At 66.9% G+C, this 20,626-nt stretch carries 15 protein-coding genes and 2 pseudogenes; 14 read left to right on the top strand and 3 right to left on the bottom strand.

What is annotated here, in order from left to right:
* Positions 1-9: 9 nt before the first annotated feature.
* Complete coding sequence (locus tag FAZ98_RS24715) at positions 10-486, bottom strand: Hcp family type VI secretion system effector (protein WP_158956486.1); 477 nt, start codon at positions 484-486, stop codon at positions 10-12.
* A gap of 440 nt (positions 487-926) precedes the next feature.
* On the opposite strand from FAZ98_RS24715, the gene FAZ98_RS24710 reads away from it, so the two are divergent.
* The 8 genes and pseudogenes from FAZ98_RS24710 (at position 927) to FAZ98_RS24675 (ending at position 9,109) form a co-directional block, all read left to right on the top strand.
* The gene (locus tag FAZ98_RS24710) at positions 927-1,955 is read left to right on the top strand and encodes a DUF2891 domain-containing protein (RefSeq protein ID WP_158954982.1); all 1,029 of its coding nucleotides are present in this window, start codon (positions 927-929) and stop codon (positions 1,953-1,955) included.
* Positions 1,956-2,149: 194 nt separating this feature from the next.
* Entirely contained in the window at positions 2,150-2,611 is a 462-nt protein-coding gene (locus FAZ98_RS24705) for a CBS domain-containing protein (protein ID WP_158954980.1), read from the top strand.
* A 213-nt stretch (positions 2,612-2,824) separates the two neighbouring features.
* Positions 2,825-4,381: a methyl-accepting chemotaxis protein gene (locus FAZ98_RS24700; protein ID WP_158954978.1), complete on the top strand. Its 1,557-nt coding sequence runs from the start codon at positions 2,825-2,827 to the stop codon at positions 4,379-4,381.
* Positions 4,382-4,463: 82 nt separating this feature from the next.
* Entirely contained in the window at positions 4,464-4,862 is a 399-nt protein-coding gene (locus FAZ98_RS24695; RefSeq protein ID WP_158954976.1) for a VOC family protein, read from the top strand.
* Positions 4,863-4,945: 83 nt separating this feature from the next.
* Positions 4,946-5,860 (top strand): LysR substrate-binding domain-containing protein, encoded by a 915-nt coding sequence (locus tag FAZ98_RS24690; RefSeq protein WP_158954974.1) that lies wholly within the window; start codon positions 4,946-4,948, stop codon positions 5,858-5,860.
* Between the two features lie 161 nt (positions 5,861-6,021).
* Positions 6,022-7,342 (top strand): annotated as a pseudogene (locus FAZ98_RS36210) (MFS transporter).
* Between the two features lie 12 nt (positions 7,343-7,354).
* Entirely contained in the window at positions 7,355-8,596 is a 1,242-nt protein-coding gene (locus FAZ98_RS24680) for a metal-dependent hydrolase family protein (RefSeq protein WP_158954972.1), read from the top strand.
* 108 nt (positions 8,597-8,704) lie between these two features.
* Positions 8,705-9,109 carry a 5-carboxymethyl-2-hydroxymuconate Delta-isomerase gene (locus FAZ98_RS24675; RefSeq protein WP_158954970.1) on the top strand — a complete coding sequence of 135 codons (405 nt, stop codon included), beginning with the start codon at positions 8,705-8,707 and terminating at the stop codon, positions 9,107-9,109.
* Between the two features lies 1 nt (position 9,110).
* On the opposite strand, the gene FAZ98_RS24670 is transcribed toward FAZ98_RS24675, so the two are convergent.
* On the bottom strand, positions 9,111-9,518 hold the full coding sequence (locus FAZ98_RS24670) for a VOC family protein (RefSeq protein ID WP_199272445.1): 408 nt from the start codon (positions 9,516-9,518) through the stop codon (positions 9,111-9,113).
* 359 nt (positions 9,519-9,877) lie between these two features.
* On the opposite strand from FAZ98_RS24670, the pseudogene FAZ98_RS36205 reads away from it, so the two are divergent.
* Positions 9,878-11,049: pseudogene (locus FAZ98_RS36205) on the top strand (GNAT family N-acetyltransferase).
* Between the two features lie 72 nt (positions 11,050-11,121).
* Here the strand turns inward: FAZ98_RS36205 and FAZ98_RS24660 are convergent.
* Positions 11,122-11,982 (bottom strand): AraC family transcriptional regulator, encoded by an 861-nt coding sequence (locus FAZ98_RS24660; RefSeq protein WP_158954968.1) that lies wholly within the window; start codon positions 11,980-11,982, stop codon positions 11,122-11,124.
* Positions 11,983-12,328: 346 nt separating this feature from the next.
* Here FAZ98_RS24660 and FAZ98_RS24655 point away from each other — a divergent pair, with 346 nt between their 5' ends.
* From FAZ98_RS24655 to deoC, 5 genes are all read left to right on the top strand, one after another.
* Positions 12,329-14,617: a TonB-dependent siderophore receptor gene (locus tag FAZ98_RS24655; RefSeq protein ID WP_233272913.1), complete on the top strand. Its 2,289-nt coding sequence runs from the start codon at positions 12,329-12,331 to the stop codon at positions 14,615-14,617.
* Positions 14,618-14,725: 108 nt separating this feature from the next.
* Positions 14,726-15,649, top strand: coding sequence for an ABC transporter substrate-binding protein (locus FAZ98_RS24650; protein WP_158954966.1), 924 nt, complete (start codon positions 14,726-14,728; stop codon positions 15,647-15,649).
* The gene (gene fhuB, locus FAZ98_RS24645; RefSeq protein ID WP_158954964.1) at positions 15,642-17,669 is read left to right on the top strand and encodes a Fe(3+)-hydroxamate ABC transporter permease FhuB; all 2,028 of its coding nucleotides are present in this window, start codon (positions 15,642-15,644) and stop codon (positions 17,667-17,669) included. Before FAZ98_RS24650 ends, fhuB begins: the two co-directional genes overlap by 8 nt.
* A 35-nt stretch (positions 17,670-17,704) precedes the next feature.
* A complete protein-coding gene (locus FAZ98_RS24640) occupies positions 17,705-19,381 on the top strand; it encodes a cyclic peptide export ABC transporter (protein ID WP_158954962.1) in 1,677 nt (558 codons plus the stop codon).
* A gap of 230 nt (positions 19,382-19,611) precedes the next feature.
* Complete coding sequence (gene deoC / locus FAZ98_RS24635) at positions 19,612-20,616, top strand: deoxyribose-phosphate aldolase (protein ID WP_158954960.1); 1,005 nt, start codon at positions 19,612-19,614, stop codon at positions 20,614-20,616.
* Positions 20,617-20,626 lie beyond the last annotated feature (10 nt).

Here is a 20,626-nt window from a genome sequence, read left to right as displayed (position 1 = left end):
CCTCGCGTGTCAGCTGGTTTGATTGGCTTTCACGTCGATCAATGCGGTAATCGTGCCGCCCTTTCCTCCGATGGGATTTTGCAGAATGTACTCATTCTTCATTCTGGCGAAGGAAAGGCGCACTTCTTCCGAACAATACTCGCCGCCGGCAACAGGCTCCACACGAGCAACAATCACGTCATACATCGTGATTCGCACAAATTCGTGAGGTAAGCCGCCTGCTTTACGCATCGTGAGCTTCGCCTCCGAAATATGTTTCCCGGTGAAGCAAGCCTGCGCGAGATTCGGGCTGGCGCGATCGATGCGATGCGTGAATTCCAGATCCGATACCGTCGCTTTACCCGCGCCGCCGCCCGAGCCGGAATGCATGCTGGATTGTTGAAAAACGCTCCATCGCCAGGAAATGACGTCGATTTCATTCAAGTGAATGGCGTCTTGAGATTCGCCGTCGATGCCGTTTATTTTTATAAAAATATCCTGTGCCATGGTGATTCTCGCTTCCGGATGGGTTTCAAAAAATTTCCTCGACGCATCGTAGGATTTCCGGAACGGCACAGGCAACAGGACGATTCCGATCTTTATTCGTAGATAAGCAATCGGGATAGTTAAATGCAACACGATCGACAAAACCATGTGCCCGCATGATCGCAATGCGATTGCAACTAACTGCCAAGGCGGCCGCGCGCCAGCCTTCTCACGCCGCAAGCCGCCGTCGCGCCGCCTCAGAAACCCGGCCACACATCACCAATTTCGCTTTCGCAAACCACCACCACGGACTTACCCTAACCCACCACTTTATCGACTATTTATCGATAAAGTCTCATGGTAGATTCGTCCCTCGCGCGACACGCAGCCAACGCCACTTCCACCGCAAGCGGAGAATGCAAGCTCCCTCGCGCCGTCATCGCACGTAGAGAGACCTCGCCATGTCCCATCACCTCACCGCCGCCCACGCCTCGAAATTCGCGACGCTCGCGCTCGCCCATCTCACGCGCGAATACCCGAACAAGCTCACGCACTGCCTCGACGGCGCGCAGGACGTGCAGAGCCCGCGCGCGCTGCATCCCGTGTTCTACGGCAGCTACGACTGGCATTCGTGTGTGCACGGTTATTGGCTCGTGCTGCATCTGCTCGAACGGTTCCCGGATCTGCCCGAGACCGCGCGTATCGTCGCCGTGGTCGACGCGCATTTCACGGAGGCGAACATGGCCGGCGAAATGGCGTATCTCGACCTGCCGCACAATCGCGGGTTCGAACGCCCTTACGGATGGGCCTGGTTGCTCGCGCTCGCGGCGCAGGTAAGCACGCTTGCGCAACATCACGCACCACGGCTGCCCCAAGCCGCGCGCTGGCAAACCGCGCTCGCGCCGCTCACCGAGACCTTCGTCGACCGCTTCGAGGAATTTCTGCCGAAGGCGACCTATCCGCTGCGCGTGGGGACGCACTTCAACACGGCGTTCGCGCTCACGCTCGCACTCGACTTCGCGCGCGCGAATGCGCGGCCCGAACTGGCGGCGCTGATCGAAACTACCGCGCAGCGCTGGCACGCGCACGACGCGAACTGCCAGGCGTGGGAGCCGGGTGGCGACGAATTCCTCTCGCCCGCGCTGAGCGTGGCCTTGCTGATGAGCCGGGTATTGAACGCGCAAGACTTCGAGCCGTGGTTCACGCGCTTCCTGCCGAACCTCGCCGCGCGCGAGCCGGCCACGCTGTTCACGCCCGCCACGGTCGCCGACCGCAGCGACGGCAAGATCGCGCACCTCGACGGGCTGAACCTCAGCCGCGCCTGGTGCCAGCGCACGATCGCACGCGTGCTGCCCGCCGGTGACGCCCGCGTGGCGGTGCTAGACGAAGCCGCGAACACGCATCTGGCGAGCGCGCTCGAGCACGTCGCGGGCGACTACATGGGCGAGCATTGGCTCGCGACCTTCGCCACGCTCGCGCTGGAGGCGTAACGCGCTGCGCGATGGTGTTGTTGAGGCCGCCAAGGTCGCTGACCTCGTTGCACGCGTCATTCGACTGAAGATTTGCGGGGCGTTGGCCGTTATACCGGGCTCAGCCCGTGTCGGCGGAAGCGGCCGGAACCGACTGAAAACCGGCCGGAACACCCCGATGCGGGGCGTCGAACCCCCCAGCGCCCGAACTGCCCATGCAAGTCGAAAAATTCATGACGCGCCGCGTCGTCACCGTCGGCTTCGACGACACGCTCGAAACCGTGCGCGAGATCTTCGCCAAGGCGAGCTTTCATCATCTGCTCGTGGTCGAAGACGGTAAGCTGCAAGGCGTCGTTTCCGACCGCGACCTGCTGCGCGCGATCAGCCCCTTCATCGACAGCGTGGTTGAACAGGCGCGCGATCTCGGCACGCTCAACAAGCGCGTGCATCAGATCATGAGCCGCAAGCCCATCACGCTGCGTCCCGACTCCACGCTGCCCGAAGCCGTCGCGCTGTTCCTCGACAACAAGATTTCGTGCCTCCCGATCGTCGATACCGAATTCCGGCCCGTAGGTATCGTGAGCTGGCGCGACGTGCTGCGCTATCTCGTGCCCGCCGACGAACCGGCTGGCGAAGCCGCCGAACCTGCCGACAACGATGAAGGCGCGCCCGCGTAATCCCGTGTAACGCCAGGCCAGACCGCCGCGCGCGGCGCAAACGATTGCCGTTGCGCGCGCGCAGGCTTTTGCTCGATCTCCGTAAAGTCCGGCGATTTTTTGCCGTTGTCACGACTGACGCCCACGCATCGCCGATGCCTGGCAGGTCGAAACAATCAGACGAATAACGACATAGGGCGCGCATCCTTGCCGCGCCCACGGAGAGAGACCAGCATGCTTCACAAGCTGTCGATACGCGCGAGCCTGACCTTGATGATCGCCTTCTTCGGGATCGTCCTGCTGATCGGCGCCGCGACCGGACTTCTGTCGATGCGCGCGGGCAACGACGCGTTGCGCACCATGTACACGGTCGACACCCCGGCCGTCGCCGATCTCGAAGGCAGCGCGGGCCAGTTGCTGCGCCTGCGCCTCGCGCTCGCGACCTATGCGTCGCTGGCCGATCTCGGCGATCAGCAAGCCGCCAACGCGGTGCTCAAACGCTTCGATCAATACCTCAAGAACTCGAACGATCGCCTCGATCACTATCTGTCGATCGCGGGCAAGAGCGAAGACGCGAGCCTGATCGACGACATGCAGGGCAAGCGCAACGGCTTCCTGCACGACGGCGTCGAACCCGCGCTCGCGGCGCTCAAGGCGGGCGACAAAGCCGCGTTCCAGGAACTTCAGGGCCACAAGCTTCCCGCGCTCTACAACAGCTACGAAAAGGCGATGCTGGTGCTGGAGCAGCGCCAGATCGAGCACGGCGCGCAGCGTTATCAAACCGCGCAGCAGCGCTTCGAGTGGGTGAGCACGGCGGTGGCCGTCGGCATGGCGCTCTCGCTGCTATGCGCCTGGATCGCGCGCACGGCGCTGATGCGCGCGATCGTGCATCCTGTCGACGCGGCCATCGCGCAGTTCCAGCGCATTGCCGCGGGCGACCTGAGCGGCGCCGTGGCGGCCACGAGCAACAACGAAATGGGCCGCCTGCAGGCCGCGCTGCAGCAGATGCAGGCTTCGTTGATTACGATGGTGAGCACCGTGCGGCAAGGCGCGGAGTCGATCGACAAGGGCGTGAGCGAGATCGCGGCGGGCAATACGGATCTGTCGCAGCGCACCGAGGAACAGGCCGCGTCGCTCGAAGAAACGGCGGCGAGCATCGAGCAACTCACGTCGACGGTCAAGCAGACCGCCGAGAACGCGCGCCAGGCGAGTTCGCTCGCCGAGGGCGCCTCCGGGCTCGCGACCCAGGGCGGCGATCTCTCGCGCGAAGTGGTGGGCACGATGCAGCATATCGTGGGCGACTCGCGGCGCATTGGCGAGATCGTCGGCGTGATCGAGACCATCGCGTTCCAGACCAACATTCTCGCGCTCAACGCGGCCGTGGAAGCGGCGCGCGCGGGCGAGGAAGGGCGCGGCTTCGCCGTGGTCGCGAGCGAGGTGCGCTCGCTCGCGCAACGCAGCGCGGCGGCGGCGAAGGAGATCAAGGAGCTGATCGAATCGTCCACCTCGCGCGTGGCGAGCGGCGCGAGCCTCGTCGAACGCTCGGGCTCGACCATGAGCGAGATCGTCGATGCCATCGCGCGCGTGTCGGCCATCATGGGCGAAATCGCCTCGGCCGCCTCGGAGCAGAGCACGGGCATCGATCAGGTCAACGTGGCCGTGGGCCAGATGGATCTCGTCACGCAGCAAAACGCGGCGCTGGTCGAGCAGGCTTCGGCGGCGGCTTCTTCGCTGGAAAGCGAGGCGCATCGCCTGAACGCCGCGGTTTCGGTGTTTCGCACGGCGCACTGAGGCGCGCGCCGCGCGGCTTGCCGCGGCGTGCGCGGGCCGCAGCCGGTATAGTGCGTGGCTCGTTCCCACGCATGGAGCCACGATGCAGCTACTCGATCATGTGTCGATCGGCGTGCCCGATCTCGACGCCGCGCGCCCGTTCTACGACGCCGTGATGCAGGCGCTCGGCGCGCTCAAGGTCTACGACCGCCCGCAGGCACTCGGCTACGGCGAGCGCTGCGACGCCGCCGACACGCATTCCAGCTGTCTCGCCGTCTATCTCGACGCCACGGCCATCGACGCTGTCAACAAACGCCACTGGTGCTTCAAGGCCGCCACGCGCGCTCAGGTCGACGCCTTTCACGCGGCCGGGCTGGCGGCGGGCGGCCGCTCGGACGGTGCGCCGGGCGTGCGCGCGCACTATCACGCGCATTACTACGGCGCGTTTCTCGTCGATCCGGCCGGCAATCGTATCGAGGCGGTGTGTCACGCGGCGGCGTGATCGCGTCGACACAAACCTCTCGAAAATGGCGGCCCGCGCGGGGCTTTATCATGTGACCAACTCGACCGTTTCCGCCGCCCGCCATGCGCATCACGCCCTTGCCGCCTCTTCCCTGTCTGGTCGCGTTCGAAGCCGCCGTGCGCCATGCGAGCTTCACGCGCGCCGCGGCCGAACTGCATCTCACGCAAAGCGCCATTAGCCGCCAGATCCATCAGCTCGAAGCGTTCCTCGGGCGCTCGCTGTTCGTGCGCGAGCATCGCGCGCTGCGGCTCACGATCGCGGGCGAGCAATACGCGGCGCAAGTGCACCGTTTGCTCACGCAATGCGCCGAGGCGACGCTCGACGTCATGAAGCATTACGGCGATCTCGAACTGACCATCGCGTGTTCGTCGGGCGTGGCCGTGCTCTGGCTCACGCCGCGCCTGCCGCAGTTCCGCGCGGCCTATCCCAACATCAAGCTGCGTCTGATCGTGCGCGACGGGCTGAACTCGATGTCGCCCGCCGAGTTCGACGTGGGCGTGTATTACGTGCGCCAGCAGGCACCCGCGCATTTCGCGGCGCGCCGCCTGTTCAACGAACAGGTGTTTCCGGTGTGCTCGCCCGCGTATCTCGCGGGCCGCACGCTCGCGCCCGCCGACATCGTCGGCGAAACCCTGCTGCTGCTCGAAGACGGCCAGCGCCAGTGGATGTCGTGGCCCGAATGGTTCGACCTCAACGGCGTGACCTTGCCGAAAGCGCCGCAGCGGCACGGCATCGTCATCAATCACTATCCGCAGCTCGTGCAGATGGCCATCCTCGGCGAAGGCATCGCGCTCGGTTGGCGCTACATGATCGACGCGTGTCTCGACCAGGGCTTGCTCGTGCGCGTGGGCGAGGCGGCCGCGAGCCACGGCGGCGGCTATTACGTGATCTCGCCCAACGACCGCAAGGAGAGCCAGGGCGCGCGTATTTTCGCGCGCTGGTTGTTCGAGCAGGCCGAGATGCAAACCGGGGCGTGAGTTGCGGCGCGCAGCAATGCGCATCGATGCGCCAAAACGCGGTTTTGCATGCGCTGGGCGCATGCGTGCATGCGTATCTTTCGTTTCAGAAATAAATCGGGGTGTCATTAGGATCACCAACATACGGCTTACACCCCGATCAACGAAACAAGGAAGAGACCATGCAAGGAACGCTATCGCCACGCGTTGCGCACGATCGGCCCACGACTACCGCGCAGCAGCGCCGCCGCGCGATTGTCGCGACGGTGCTGGGCAACGGCCTCGAATGGTTCGACTTCACGGTCTACAGTTTCTTCGCGGTCATCATCGCCAAGTTGTTTTTTCCCACCGGCAACGAGCTGACCTCGGTGCTGCTCACGGTCGCGACGTTCGGCGTGGGCTTCTTCATGCGCCCGGTGGGCGGCATCGTGCTCGGTGTGTACGCCGACAAAGTGGGCCGCAAGGCCGCGCTCTCGCTCACGATTCTGCTGATGGCGTTCGGCACCGCGCTGATCGGCCTCGCGCCCACCTACGAGCAGGCGGGCATCGCCGCGCCGATCCTGATCGTGGTCGCGCGCTTGCTGCAGGGCTTTTCGGCGGGCGGAGAAATGGGCGGCGCCACGGCGTTCCTCACCGAATACGCGCCCGCTGAAAAACGCGCTTACTACTCGAGCTGGATTCAGTCGAGCATCGGTTTCGCGGTGTTGCTGGGCGCGGCCACGGGCACGTTCGTCACGTCCTCGCTGAGCGCCGAGGCGCTGCACAGCTGGGGCTGGCGTCTGCCCTTCCTGCTCGGCATTCTGGTGGGGCCGGTGGGCTGGTTCATCCGCAGCCGGATCGACGAAACGCCGGCCTTCAGCGCCGTGGAAGCGCAGGCCAAAGACAACTCGCCGCTCAAGGACGTGTTCGCGCGTTACCCGCGCGAAACCTTCGCGAGCTTTTCGATGGTCATCCTCTGGACCGTCTGCACCTACGTGCTGCATGTTCTACATGCCGACCTATTCGGTGCGCACGTTGCACCTGCCGCAGTCGACGGGCTTCGCGGCGGGCATGATTGGCGGCCTCGTGATCATGTGCTGTTCGCCCATCGTCGGCAAACTCGCCGACGCCTACGGCCGCCGCGTGTTCCTGAGCGGCGCGGCGCTCGCGATCCTCGTGCTCGCCTGGCCGATGTTCGCGTGGATCAACCGCGCGCCGGGCCTCGGTTCGCTGCTCGTGTTCCAGGCCGTGTTCGGCGTGCTGATCGCCGCGTACACGGGCCCGATCCTCGCGGCGTTCTCCGAACTGTTCCCCACGCGAGTGCTGTCGACGGGGCTCTCGGTGGCATACAACTTCGCGGTCACGATCTTCGGCGGCTTCGCCCCGTTCCTCATCACCTGGCTGATCGCGCGCACGGGCAGCAACATGGCGCCCGCGCTGTACGTGGTCGTCGCGGCGGCGGTCAGCTTCGTGGGCACGTTCTACGTGAAGGACACGCGTCGCGTGAACGCCGCAACTCAATAAGGAATCCGGATTATGTCGATTACCGTCCTGCAAGGCGGCAACGTGCTCGATCTCGAGCGCGGCGTGCTGCTCGAACATCACCATGTGGTGATCGAAGACGAGCGCATCGTGGAAGTCACCGATCGCCCCGTCGACCTGCCGAACGCGCAGATCGTGAACGTGCGCGGCAAGACCGTGATGCCCGGCTTCATCGACTGTCACGTGCACGTGCTCGCCTCGAACGCCAACCTCGGTGCGAACGCGGCGCAGCCGAACATTCTCGCCGTGATCCGCTCGCTGCCCATTCTCGAAGGCATGCTCTCGCGCGGTTTCACGAGCGTGCGCGACGCGGGTGGCGCGGACTGGAGCCTGATGCAGGCGATCGAAACCGGTCTCGTGCCGGGGCCGCGCATTTTCCCTTCGGGCAAGGCGCTCTCGCAAACGGGCGGTCACGGCGACTTTCGTCCGCGCGGCGATCTGCTCGAACCGTGTTCATGCTGTTTTCGTACCGGTGCGATCGCGCGCGTGGTGGATGGCGTGGATGCGGTGCGCCTCGCCGTGCGCGAGGAAATCCAGAAGGGCGCCACGCAGATCAAGATCATGGCTTCGGGCGGCGTGGCGTCGCCCACCGACCCGATCAACAACACGCAGTATTCCGAAGACGAAATTCGCGCGATCGTTGCCGAAGCCGAAGCGGCCAACACCTACGTGATGGCGCACGCGTACACGGGCCGCGCGATCGCGCGCGCGGTGCGTTGCGGCGTGCGCACGATCGAACACGGCAATCTCGTGGACGAAGCGGCCGCGCAACTCATGAGCGAGCGCGGCGCGTTCGTGGTGCCCACGCTCGTGACTTACGACGCGCTCGCGCAGCACGGCGCGCAATACGGCTTGCCGCCCGATTCGGTGGCGAAGGTGGCCTCGGTCCAGCAAAAGGGCCGCGAATCGCTCGAAATCTACGCGAACGCGGGCGTGCGCATGGGCTTCGGCTCCGATCTGCTCGGCGAAATGCAGGCGTTCCAGAGCGGCGAATTCCGTATTCGCGCCGACGTGCTCGGCAATCTCGAAGCGCTGCGTTCGGCCACGCTTGCTGCCGCGGACATCGTCAACATGACGGGCGAACTGGGCGTGATCGCGCCGGGCGCGTTCGCCGACGTGGTGGTGCTCGACGGCAATCCGCTCGACGATATCGAAGTCGTGGCCAGCGACGGCCAGCGCGTGGATTACGTGCTTCAGCGCGGCAAGATCGTGAAAGCGCCGCGGAACCCGCTTTAAAGCGGCGCATTGAGCGACGCAATCGCGCGGTGCATTGAAGGCGGCCGCGCTGCGGCACGCGAGGCGTTCTTCGCTACACTGTGTGGCAAAACCACCCTGGAGCGAGACATGCCTCACTGCACCGTCGAATACACCGACAACCTCGGCGAGCAGGCGCGTATCCGCGTGCTGCTCGAACAACTCGCCGCGCGTTTTCGCGACTCGGAAGGCGTGTTTCCCGTGGGTGGCGTGCGCGTGCGCGCCATTCGCCTGACCGAATACGTGATCGCCGACAACCAGGGCGACGACGCGTTCGTGAACATCACGGTGAAGATCGGTGGCGGCCGCGACGCGGCATTCAAAAAACGCTTTTTCGGCGCGCTGTTCGAGATGGCGAAGGCGCACTTCCAGCCGGTTTTCGACAGCCGGCCGTTCGCGCTCTCGCTCTATGTGGAGGAAGCCGACGAGGACGGTTCGTTCAAGGCGAACACGATCCACGCGCGGCTCAAGCGCGCGGCTTCCGGCCAGCCTTGACTCAGTTGTCGAACGTGCCGCGATATTCGGGCGCGGCGTCCACGCGCGTGTTCATCTCGAACATCACGCCGCCCGGCGCGCGGCAAAAGAAGCGCGAGCCGCGCCCGTTGTTGAACACGCCCGTTTCCATCTGCACGCCTTCGGCCGAAAAACGCTCGTAGAGCGATTGCACGGCTTCGAGGCTCGGCAACTCGAACCCCACGTGAAAGTTCTTCGGCCAGGCGGGCGTTTCGTCGCTCGAGTGGTCGATCACCACGTCGTAGCCGGGGCGTTTGAGGATATACGACTGGTCCCACTGGCCCGCGATCGTGAAGCCCAGATAGCGCTCGAAAAACGCGGCCGTCGCGGCCGTGTCGGAGGAAGGAAAGCTCAGGTGGTTGAGCTTCATGTTTTGCGTGACGTTCGTCATGGTGGCGTCTCTTTAGAACCGGCGGCGGGGCCCGATGCCATTGCCGCCCGAGGTGTTCAGAATATAAGCAAATGCTCGCATTCCAAACTCGCATTGCGCGTTCGTGCGCGGCGCGCGCAAGGCCTTATGCGACAAGGCTTTGCGGCCGGCGCTGAAGCGTGCGGCGAGGACCGGCTCGCATTCGGCGCTAATGGACGCCAACGAGCGACGGCGAGCATCACGCTGCGCCGTGTATTCGAAGGCGAATCCGGTGGCCCCAACGTCCCACGCCCGCGTGGATCTTTTCGTGGAACCACAAGAGGCGTAACGTAACGCGACTGCGACGGTGTCGCGCAACGGGCAAGAGGAGTATGTCAAGCATGGCAGCACGTACGAACGAATACGGTCAACCCATCGGCGAGGCCATGAGCGGCTGGCAGCCGCGCGAGCGCCCCGCGCGCGTGACGCTCGAAGGGCGCTTCTGCCGCATCGAGCCGATCGACGTGGAGCGCCACGCGAACGATCTGTTCGACGCTTACGGCAAGGCCGGCGACGGCCGCGACTGGACCTACCTGTTCGCGGAGCCGTTCAGCGACTTCGGCGTGTTTCGCGAGTATCTGGCGAAGATCGCTGCATCGAGCGATCCGTTCCATTACGCCGTGATCGACCGCGTGAGCGGCAAGGCCGTGGGCACCTTCGCGCTCATGCGCATCGAGCCCGCGCACGGCGTGATCGAGGTGGGCAGCGTGACGTTCTCGCCGCTGCTCAAGCAAACGCCCATTTCCACCGAGGCGCAGTATCTGCTGATGCGTTATGCCTTCGACGAACTCGGCTATCGCCGTTACGAGTGGAAGTGCGACAGCCTCAACGCGCCCTCGCGCAAGACCGCGCTGCGGCTCGGCTTCGAATTCGAAGGCATCTTCCGCCAGGCGATCGTATACAAGGGCCGTAGCCGCGACACGGCGTGGTTCGCGATCATCGCCCCGGACTGGCCGCGCGTGAAGGCCGCATTCGAGACGTGGCTCGCGCCCGAAAACTTCGACGCCCAAGGCCAGCAGCGCGCCTCGCTCGCCAGCTTGCGCGAGGCGGCGGCGCCATGACATCGGCGCAAACCGATATTGTCGTGCGCGATCTCACCGCCGCCGATTACGACGCGTGGCGGCAACTTTGGGCCGGCTACAACGCGTTCTATGAAACGGAAGTCGCGCCGCGCGTGAGCGAGCGCACGTGGCAGCGCCTGCTCGACGCCAACGTGCCGCTGTTCGGGCGTGTTGCCGAATGCGAGGGGCGCGTGGTGGGTTTCAGCCTGAGCGTGCTGCACGAAGGCACGTGGGTGGAAGCGCCCCTCTGCTATCTGGAGGATCTGTTCGTCGACCCGGCGTGGCGCGGGCGCGGTATCGGGCGGCGGCTCATCGACGATCTCGTGGCGCTCGCGCGCGAACGCGGCTGGTCGCGGCTCTATTGGCACACGCAGCGCGACAACCCGGCGCGCCAGCTCTACGACAGCTACACGCTAGCCGACGATTTCGTGCGGTATCGCGTGCTGTTCTGATACGCGGCATTTCAAGGAACAGCGGCAAGGTCGAAGCTCAACCTCGATCTGAAGCTCGAACTCAGCTCGAACTCAAGCCGGCGGGCACATCATCGCCTGATACTTCAGCGGCGTCATGTTGAGCACGCGCTTGAACATCACCGCGAACGTGTTGGCGTCGGCGTAACCGAGGCGCGCGGCCACGTCGGGTATGGGCGTTTGGGTGGACAGCTGGCACATCGCTTCCGACACCCGCATCTGCTCGCGCCACTTCGCGAACGGCATGCCGGTTTCGCGCTGGAAATGCCGCGCGAGCGTGCGCGAACTCGCGCCCAGCCGGTCGCCCCAATGTTCGAGCGATTCCGCGTTCGCGGGGTCGTCCATGAGCGCCTGGCAGATCTTGCGCAGGCGCGGGTGCTGCGGCATCGGCAGGCGCCCGGCGTCGGCGGCAATGGCGTCGGGGCTGGCCGCGAGCACGTCGGGCACGGCGTCGGCGCTTTGCAAGGCCGCGTCGAGCAGCCGGGCGATGAGTTGCGCGAGGAGGTCGGCGAGACTGCCCGGCGCGTGCGGGCGCACCGGCTCCGCCACCATCGCGAGGATCGCCTCGCGCAGCAAGCCGCTGACCGGCAGCAGACGCCCCTCGACCTCTTCCGTCACGGGGCACGGCTCGATATAGAGCGTGCGAAACGCCACCGTGCCGACCATCTCCAGTTCGTGCTCCACGCGCGGCGGCACCAGCAGCGCGCGATTCGGACCGACGATCCAGCTCGCGCCCGGCGTGCGCACGCGAATCAGCCCGCTCGTCGCATAGAGCAGTTGCGCGCGCGGGTGCGTGTGCGCGACTTCGCGCGCGCCCGATTCGTATTCGATCGACTGGCCGAAGACGTTGGGCAGTTCGCGCCGCGCGGCGGCGGCCGCGAGCGAGCGCGCCGGAAGGTGGAGGCTCGTGTCCATGCGTGTGTTCCTGCGTTGAGGCCAAGGGTGGGGCTGCGCGTGTCCCGCGGGTTCCGGATGTCGATTCGATGCGAAAAATCGGCGAAACCGTCTCCAGTGGACGATTATTGTCCAGTGCGCCCCCAAGGTTGTCCACCTCTGCGCGAGTCGCGTCGGTATCATCTATATCCGACAAGCTCGCAACCGCCTCGCTCCTGCTGAAAGCGCGCCGCGGCTGTCTTCCCAGACCACGTCCCCCGAGAAAAGCGCTTCTGCCGATTCCCCGCGATATCGATCGCCCGGGAATTCGTCGCTTTCGCAAGTGTAACAAGAAGCATTATCATTAACATTCACTCGGTATTCGAAGATGAAGGGACGACACAAGAACAACACGACGGGGCGCCGCCGGGTGCAGACGCCGCTCGCGCACTTCGCGCGACTCGGGCTGACGGGTATGACGGGGCTCACGCTGGCGCTACCGGGCATCGTGCACGCGCAGCAGCCGGCAACGGACGGCACCGACAGCGCCGCCGCCGCGCCCGCACGCGCGGCACAGTCCGCCCCGGCGGAACCGGCGGCGCAACCGGCGCAATCGGCACAATCGGCACAAGCCGCGGCCAGCGCCACGCTGCCCGCCGTGCAGGTCACGACGCAGCGCGAGTCGCCCACGGGCCCGACGGCCGGCATCGTCGCGAAACGCAGCATCACGGGCACGAAAACGGATACGCCCATCGTGCGCGTGCCGCAGTCGATCTCCGTGGTCACGCGCGACCAGATGGACCAGCAAGGCGCGCGGACCGTCGACCAGGCGCTGCGCTACACGCCCGGCGTGTATTCGCAGGATTCGACCGACTTCCGCTTCGACCAGTTGCGCGGGCGGGGCTTCGACTATTCCGAATACCTCGACGGAATGATTCTGCAGCCGAGCGCGTATTACGCGAATCCGCGCATCGACCCGTATTTCGTGGAGCGCGTGGAAGTGCTGCGCGGCCCGGCCTCGGTGCTGTACGGCGCGGGCAGTCCGGCGGGCATCGTCAACCTGGTGTCGAAGCTGCCGACCGAGGAAGCGGTGCACGAAGTCATGCTCCAGTTCGCCAACCACGACGGCTACGAGGCGGGCTTCGACCTGGGCGGCAAGGTCGACGAGGCGGGCACGGTGCTGTATCGCCTCACGGGCCTCGGGCGCGACGCCGACACCCAGGTGGACGGCATCAAGGACCAGCGTCTCGCCATCGCGCCGAGCGTGACGATCCGGCCGACCAAAGACACCTCGCTCACGCTTTACGCGCAGTATCAGCGCGACCCGGCGGGCGGGCTGTTCGATTCGCTGCCGGTGAGCGGCGTGGCGACGTACAACCCCAACGGCAAGATCGCGACGGGCACCTACGTCGGCAATCCCAACGACGACTATTTCCGCCGCACGCAGTACGCATTCGGCTACCGCTTCGAGCAGAAGCTCAACGACACCTTCACGTTCCGCTCGAACGCGCGGTATCTGCACGACGATATCGACTATCACCAGACGTTCTTCAGCAACTGGGCGACGGGTTCGACCTCGACGCTCAACATGAACGCGTTCCTCGACCGCGAGCATCTGAGCCAGTTCTCGATGGACAACCAGTTGCAGGCGAAATTCGCCACGGGCGCGCTGAAGCAGACGGTGCTGTTCGGCGTGGATTACCAGCGCCTCCTGAACGGCGTGAACTCGGGCACGGGCGCGGTCGGCACGCTCAATCCGTTCGTGGCGGACTTCTCGCATCTCGCGGCGATCACGACCACCAACAAGCGCGTGGACACGGCCACCGACCAGGTGGGCGTGTACGTGCAGGATCAGATCGAGTACGGCCGCTGGCTCGTCACGCTCGGCGCGCGCAACGACTGGACGGCGACCAACATCCAGACGCAGACCACGACGGCCAATACGCTCCAGCATCAAACGCCGCATGCGTTCACGTGGCGCGGCGGCGTGTCGTATCTGCTCGACAGCGGCGTGGCGCCGTACTTCAGCTACGCGAAGTCGTTCCAGCCGAGCGTGGGCACGACTTTCGCCGGCGACGCGCTCGTGCCAACCACGGGCGAGGAATACGAAGTGGGCGTGAAGTATCAGCCGAAGAGCTATAACGCGCTCTACACGCTGTCGCTCTACAACCTCACGCAGCAGAACGTTTCCACGACGGACCTGCTGCATCCGGGCTACGCCGTGCAGACGGGCGAAGTACGCTCGCGCGGCATCGAACTGGAAGGGCACGTGCAGCTCACCGACTCGCTGGCCGTGCTCGGGTCGTACACCTACGTGAACCAGGTCGTGACGAAGAGCAATACGGCTTCGCAGCTGGGCAAGCGGCCGCCCATCGCGCCGCGCAACATGGCCTCGCTGTGGGCCGACTACACGCTGCACGGCGGACCGCTGCGCGGCCTGGGCTTCGGCGGCGGCGTGCGCTATCTGGGCATGTCGGCGGGCGACACGGCCAACACGTTCGACGTGGGCAGCGTGGTGCTGCTCGACGCGGCCGTGCACTACGACATCGGCAACTGGAAGTTCGCGCTCAACGGCACGAACCTCACGAATCGCAAGTACGTGGCGTATTGCTCGGGCGGCGCGTGCTACTACGGTTCGACGATCGGCGTGCTCGGAACGGCGAAGTATCAATGGTGACGCCCGCATGACGATGCGTGCGTGACGGGTTATGCGCGGTGATGCGCGGGGCGTGGCGACACGTCCCGCGTTCGTGCTGGAGGAAACGGTTTGGCCTTGGCTTCGACGATGAATCGCCGCGACGCGCTCAAGTTCGCGCTGGCCGCGCTCGCCGGCGGGGCGAGCGCGTGCGCGGGGCAGGGCGCCGGCGCGCAAAGCCTGGCGAGCGCTCCGCCGCGGCGCATCGTGGCGATGGATTTCGGGCTCATCGAGATGCTGCTGACGCTCGGCGTGACGCCGCTCGCGACCTCCGTGCCGGACTGGTATCGGCGCACCAACGTCGCGCCGCCGCTGCCCGCGAGCGTGATCGACATCGGTTTGCTGTATCAGCCCAATTTCGAACTGCTCGCGCAATTGCGTCCTGATCTCTTCGTCATCACGCCCGCCCATGCGCCGCTGCGCGCGCAGCTGGAGCGCATCGCGCCCACGCTCACGCTGGCGTTGTCCGCGCCGGGCGTGGCGCCGTGGCGGCAGATCGCCGCCGAAACGCGCCGGCTGGCGCAACGCCTGGCGCGCGAGCCGGCGGCGGAGGCGGCCATCGCCAGCGCCGAGGCGTCGCTCGCGCAGGTGCGCCAACGTCTCGCGGCGCGCCCGGATGTCTTGAAGCGGCCGGTATTCGTCGTCGAGTTCGTCGATGACCGGCACGTGCTCGCGTTCGGCGCGCCCAGCCTGTTCGGCGACGTGATGACCCGCGTGGGCCTCGCGAATGCGTGGACCCGCGACACCAATGCGCGCGGCTACGCCATGACCGACTTCACCCGTCTCGCCGCGGTGCGCGACGCGGGAGAGGCGTGCCTCGTCTATCTGGAACCCTTGCCCGACGCCGCGCGGGCCACGCTCGCAAGCGGCGTGCTCTGGCGCAGCCTGCCGTTCGCGCGCGCGCGGCGCGTGGCGGCCATGCCGAAGGTCTCGCCGGGCGGCGCGCTCTACAGCGGCGCGCGCTTCGCCCGGCAACTCGCCGACGCGCTGCTCGCGGAGGCTGGCCATGCCTGATCTGTCGATCCCGCGCGCGAGCGCGCCCGGCCTGCGCCACGCGCGCCGCCCCGTGCTAGCCGTGCTCGCGTTGCTGGCGCTGGCCTTTGCGCTCACGCTGCATGGCTGGGCGGCGCAGGTGCCGCGCGAGGCGTGGCTGCGCGCGGCGTTCGCGCCCGCGCCGGACCACATCGGCGAAATGGTCGCGCACTACAGCTGGCTGCCGCGCCTCGTGCTGTCGCTGCTGTGCGGCGGCGCGCTCGCGCTCGCGGGCGTGGTGTTCCAGCAGGTGCTGCGCAATCCGCTCGCCGAACCAATGACCGTGGGCGTTGCCGCGGGCGCGTGGCTCGCGCTCATGCTCGCCACGCTATGGGCGCCCGCATGGCTGCTCGCGTGGCGCGAAGGCGTCGCGCTCGGCGGCGGCGCGCTCGCGATGCTGTTCGTGTTCGCGCTCGCCTGGCGGCGCGCGTTCGCGCCGGTGGCGCTCGTGCTCGGCGGCATGATCGTCAACCTCTATTGCGGCGCGCTGGGCCTCGCGCTGTCGATCGTCTACGAGCGCTCGCTCACGGCGCTCTTCATCTGGGGCGGCGGCGCGCTCGCGCAGCAGGACTGGCATACGACGCGCTGGCTGCTGCCGCGCGTGGCGGTGTGCGCGATGGCGTGCGCGGCGCTCGTGCGCCCGCTCACGCTCGCGGGCCTCGACGACGCGGGCGCGCGCAGCCTCGGTCTCTCGTTGTCGCGCGCGCGCTTCGCGGCGCTCGCCGCGGCCGTGGCCTTGACGGCCTTCGTGGTCGCGGCCGTGGGCATGATCGGCTTTATCGGCCTCGCGGCGCCCGCGCTGGCGCGGGCCTGCGGCGCGCGGCGGCTGCGCGACCAGCTCACGTGGGCGCCGCTCATCGGCGCATTGCTGCTGTGGGTCACCGACCAGGCCGTGCAGCAACTGGGCGGCCTCGCGGGCGAACTGCTCCCCACGGGCGCGGCCACGGCGCTGTTCGGCGGGCCGCTGCTGCTGTGGCTGGTGCCGCGCCTGAAGGCGCGCGCCGCGCCGCCGGGCGTGCAAGCGCAACTCCCCAGCCCGCCGTGCACGCCGAGCCGGGCCGCCGCCACGCGCAAGCTGCTGATCCTCGCCGGTGGCGCGCTGCTCGTCGCCGTCGCGCTGGCGGCGGGCTTCGGGCGCGGCGCGGCGGGCTGGCATTGGGCCAGCGCGGCCGAATGGACGGCGCTCGCGCACTGGCGCGTGCCGCGCATCGAAAGCGCGCTGGCCGTGGGCGCGCTGCTCGCGCTGGCGGGCACGCTGCTGCAACGGCTCTCCGGCAATCCGCTGGCGAGCCCCGAAGTGCTCGGCATCAGCGGCGGCGGCATGCTTGGCATGCTCGTGCTGCTGTGGCTCGTGCGTGCGCCGGGCGCGCCGCTCCTGTTCGCGGCCTGCGCGGCGGGCGCGTTCGCGACCTTGCTGGCGATGCTCGCGCTCGCGCGCCGCAGCGGCTTCGCGCCAGAGCCAATGCTGCTCGCGGGCATTGCCGTGAGCGCGCTGTCGCAAGCCGTGTTCGGCCTCGTGATCGCGGGCAGCGGCCCGTTTGCGCCTCTGCTGCGCAATCTGCTGATGGGCTCGACCTATTTGATCGACGAAACCTTTGCGTCGATGGCGCTCACGCTCGCCGTCGCTTTGCTCGCGCTCGCGTTACTCTGCACGCGTTGGCTCGATATCCTGCCGCTCGGCGCGAACGTCACGGCGGCGCTCGGCGTGCCGGTGCGGCGCGCGCGCTTCGTGATCCTGCTGCTGGCAGCCCTGTTGAGCGCGGCGGCGGCGATGATCGTCGGGCCGCTGTCGTTCATCGGGCTGATGGCGCCGCATATCGTGCGCCGCATGGGCGTGCGGCGCGCCGCCGCCGAGCTGCTGGCCTCGGCGCTGTTCGGCGCGCTGTTGATGGTGGTGTCGGACTGGCTCGGCCGCAACGTGCTGTTTCCGCAGCAAATGCCGGCGGGCCTGCTCGCGATGCTCGCGGGCGGTCTCTATCTGATGGTGTCGCTCGGTCGCTAACGCCGCGCGGCGACGCAACTCAAACGGATGGTTCGGTGAGCGAAGCAAACTCCGCAACGCAATCTCCCACGCCCAACGCGCTGCGCGAAGCGCTGCGCCTGATCGGCCGCTTCTGGCCGCTCACGCTGCTCGCCACGACCATGGGCGGCATCGGCGGCTTTTCCACCGCATGGCTGCTCGCGACCGTCAACGACGGCCTGCACGAAGCGGGCGGCGTGAGCGCGCGCACCATCGGCGCGTTCGTGGGCCTGTGCGCGCTCACGGTGGGCGGCAACCTGATCGCGGGCGTGGGCAACAGCGTGGTTGGGCAGAAGGTGATCGCGGCATTGCGCAAGGACATTTCCTCGCGCATCGTCTGCGCGCCGCTCGCCGCGATCGAGCATTACCGCGTGCACAAGCTGATCACGACGCTCAACGGCGACATCGACACGGTCAGCGCGTTCACCTACAACTTCTCGAGTTACGCGATCGCCTTCGCGGTCACGCTCGGCTGCGTCGTCTATCTGCTCGTGTTGTCGCCGCCGCTGTTCGCGCTGGCGGCAGTGGCGATCGTCGCGGGACTGTGGCTCGCGCGCTGGGCGCGGCGCCGCTGGGACGACTACTACCGCCGCGTGCGCGAGTCGCAGGACGACCTGCAAAAGCAGTATCGCTCGATCACCGAAGGCGCGAAGGAACTGCGCATGAATCGCACGCGCCGCCTGCGCGTGTACGAGGCGCAACTGGGCGGCGCCGTCGATCTGATCGCGCAGCTCAAGACGCGCGCGATGACGCTCTTCTGGCTCCAGGACAGCGCCTCGACGCTGCTGTTCTTCGTGGTGATCGGCGCGATCGTGCTGCTCCAGCACCGGCTGGGCGTCGCGCCCGCCGTGGTGAGCGGCTTCGTGATCGTGCTGCTCTACGTGATGGGGCCGATCCAGCAGCTCGCCGGCGCGCTGCCCGCGTTCGGTCAGGCGCAGGTGGCGTTCCGGCGTATTGCCGCGTTGTCCGCCGCCTTCGCGCAGAGCGAGCCCGACCTGCTCGACGGTACGCCGGCGGCCACGCCCGCGTTCGAGCGCCTCGCGTTGCGCGACGCGACCTACGCGTTTCCGGGGCCGGGCGGCGCGCGCGGCTTCACGCTGGGACCGGCGAGCCTCGAAGTCACGCGTGGCGAGATCGTCTTTATCGTCGGTGAAAACGGCAGCGGCAAAACCACGCTCGTGAAATTGCTGCTCGGCCTCTACACGCCGCACGAGGGCGCGTTGCTGCTCAACGGCGCGAGCGTGAGCCGCGCGGCGCTCGACGGCTACCGGCAACTCTTTTCCGCCGTGTTCGCCGATTACTTCCTGTTCGACGATGTCGTGACCGACGGCGCCGCCGACCCGGCGCGCGCGGCGCCCTGGCTCGAACGCCTCGAACTCGCCCACAAGGTCAGCGTGGAAAACGGCGCGTTCACCACCACGGATCTCTCGACGGGCCAGCGCAAGCGCCTCGCGCTCGTGCAGGCCATGCTGGAAGCGCGGCCCATCATCCTGCTCGACGAATGGGCCGCCGACCAGGACCCGACCTTTCGCGGCGTGTTCTATCGCGAGTTCCTGCCGGAACTCCAGCGCATGGGCAAAACGGTGATCGCGGTGTCGCACGACGACCGCTTCTTCGACGCCGCCGACCGCATCGTGCGCGTGAGCGGCGGGCAGATCGTCGAGATCGTCGACCGGCGGCGCGCCGTGGCGTGAGCGCTCACTAACGGCTCACGCGTGGATCACTGAGGGATCACGGGGGATCGCTGAGCGCAGCCGCGCTTCAATCCGACAGAACTTCCTGCTGCGCACGGTTTAGCACGGTTTCCCGCGTCTGCCTAGTTGGGATTGTAACGAGCATTGTCACGATCATTTCATGGGTATAGGATGGTCGCGAATAAACCATCACGGTTTGATGTGCATTGCACAAATTCGCCTCCCAGCCTATGTCAGAAGCCTCAACGAATTCGCTCGTCGTGCTGCATGGCACGGCTGCCGGGCATGCGGACCGCAACGCCGGCGTGCCGTTCGACGCCGCCTGGCTCGACGGTTTGCGCGTCAACCAGTCGGCCGTCGAGCGCCGCACGGCCACGCTCGGCACGCGCCGCGCCGTCAAGAAAGACGCGCAGGCGGCGTGGCTGCTGAAAGCGGTCACCTGCATCGACCTCACCACGCTCAGCGGCGACGACACCGAAGGCCGCGTGCGCCGCCTCTGCACCAAGGCGCGCCACCCCGTGCGCGCGGACCTGCTGGCCGCGCTCGGCATGCCGCCCGAATCCATCAAAACCGGCGCCGTGTGCGTGTATCACCGCTTCGTGGCCGCCGCCGTGGACGCGCTCGCGGGCAGCGGCATTCCCGTGGCCGCCGTGTCCACCGGTTTTCCCGCCGGGCTCAATCCGCACGAACTCAAGCTCAGGGAGATCGAAGCCTCGGTTGCCGATGGCGCGCGCGAGATCGACATCGTCGTGACGCGCGAGTACGTGCTCACCGGCAACTGGCGCGCGCTCTACGACGAAGTGCGCGACTTCCGCGCGGCGTGCGGCGAGGCGCATCTCAAGACGATTCTCGCGACCGGCGACATCCGTGTGCTGTCGAACGTCGCGAAGGCCTCGATGATCTGCATGATGGCGGGCGCGGACTTCATCAAGACGTCCACGGGCAAGGAGGGCGTGAACGCCACGCTCGACGTGTCGCTCGTGATGGTGCGCATGATTCGCGAATACGGCGAGCGCACCGGCGCGCGCGTGGGCTTCAAGCCGGCGGGCGGCGTCTCCACGGCGAAGGCCGCGCTCGCGTACCAGATTCTCATGAAGGAAGAACTCGGGCGGCCGTGGCTCGAACCGGATCTGTTCCGCTTCGGCGCGTCGAGTCTGCTCGCCGACATCGAGCGCCAGCTCGAACACCACGTGAGCGGGCGCTATTCCGCGTTCCATCGTCATCCCGTTGCCTGAGACCCGAGCG

Origin of the sequence: Paraburkholderia acidisoli (genome assembly GCF_009789675.1) — a bacterium.
Classification (GTDB): Bacteria; Pseudomonadota; Gammaproteobacteria; order Burkholderiales; family Burkholderiaceae; genus Paraburkholderia; species Paraburkholderia acidisoli.
Note: the sequence above shows the minus strand (reverse complement) of the source record. Positions and strands in the feature narration are given on the sequence as shown.

What these genes read in the sequence shown, in the direction of transcription:
- FAZ98_RS24715 (WP_158956486.1), bottom strand. Translation starts at nt 486, where the DNA reads ATGGCACAGGATATTTTTATAAAAATAAACGGCATCGACGGCGAATCT.
- FAZ98_RS24710 (WP_158954982.1), top strand. Translation starts at nt 927, where the DNA reads ATGTCCCATCACCTCACCGCCGCCCACGCCTCGAAATTCGCGACGCTC.
- FAZ98_RS24705 (WP_158954980.1), top strand. Translation starts at nt 2,150, where the DNA reads ATGCAAGTCGAAAAATTCATGACGCGCCGCGTCGTCACCGTCGGCTTC.
- FAZ98_RS24700 (WP_158954978.1), top strand. Translation starts at nt 2,825, where the DNA reads ATGCTTCACAAGCTGTCGATACGCGCGAGCCTGACCTTGATGATCGCC.
- FAZ98_RS24695 (WP_158954976.1), top strand. Translation starts at nt 4,464, where the DNA reads ATGCAGCTACTCGATCATGTGTCGATCGGCGTGCCCGATCTCGACGCC.
- FAZ98_RS24690 (WP_158954974.1), top strand. Translation starts at nt 4,946, where the DNA reads ATGCGCATCACGCCCTTGCCGCCTCTTCCCTGTCTGGTCGCGTTCGAA.
- FAZ98_RS24680 (WP_158954972.1), top strand. Translation starts at nt 7,355, where the DNA reads ATGTCGATTACCGTCCTGCAAGGCGGCAACGTGCTCGATCTCGAGCGC.
- FAZ98_RS24675 (WP_158954970.1), top strand. Translation starts at nt 8,705, where the DNA reads ATGCCTCACTGCACCGTCGAATACACCGACAACCTCGGCGAGCAGGCG.
- FAZ98_RS24670 (WP_199272445.1), bottom strand. Translation starts at nt 9,518, where the DNA reads ATGACGAACGTCACGCAAAACATGAAGCTCAACCACCTGAGCTTTCCT.
- FAZ98_RS24660 (WP_158954968.1), bottom strand. Translation starts at nt 11,982, where the DNA reads ATGGACACGAGCCTCCACCTTCCGGCGCGCTCGCTCGCGGCCGCCGCC.
- FAZ98_RS24655 (WP_233272913.1), top strand. Translation starts at nt 12,329, where the DNA reads ATGAAGGGACGACACAAGAACAACACGACGGGGCGCCGCCGGGTGCAG.
- FAZ98_RS24650 (WP_158954966.1), top strand. Translation starts at nt 14,726, where the DNA reads ATGAATCGCCGCGACGCGCTCAAGTTCGCGCTGGCCGCGCTCGCCGGC.
- fhuB (WP_158954964.1), top strand. Translation starts at nt 15,642, where the DNA reads ATGCCTGATCTGTCGATCCCGCGCGCGAGCGCGCCCGGCCTGCGCCAC.
- deoC (WP_158954960.1), top strand. Translation starts at nt 19,612, where the DNA reads ATGTCAGAAGCCTCAACGAATTCGCTCGTCGTGCTGCATGGCACGGCT.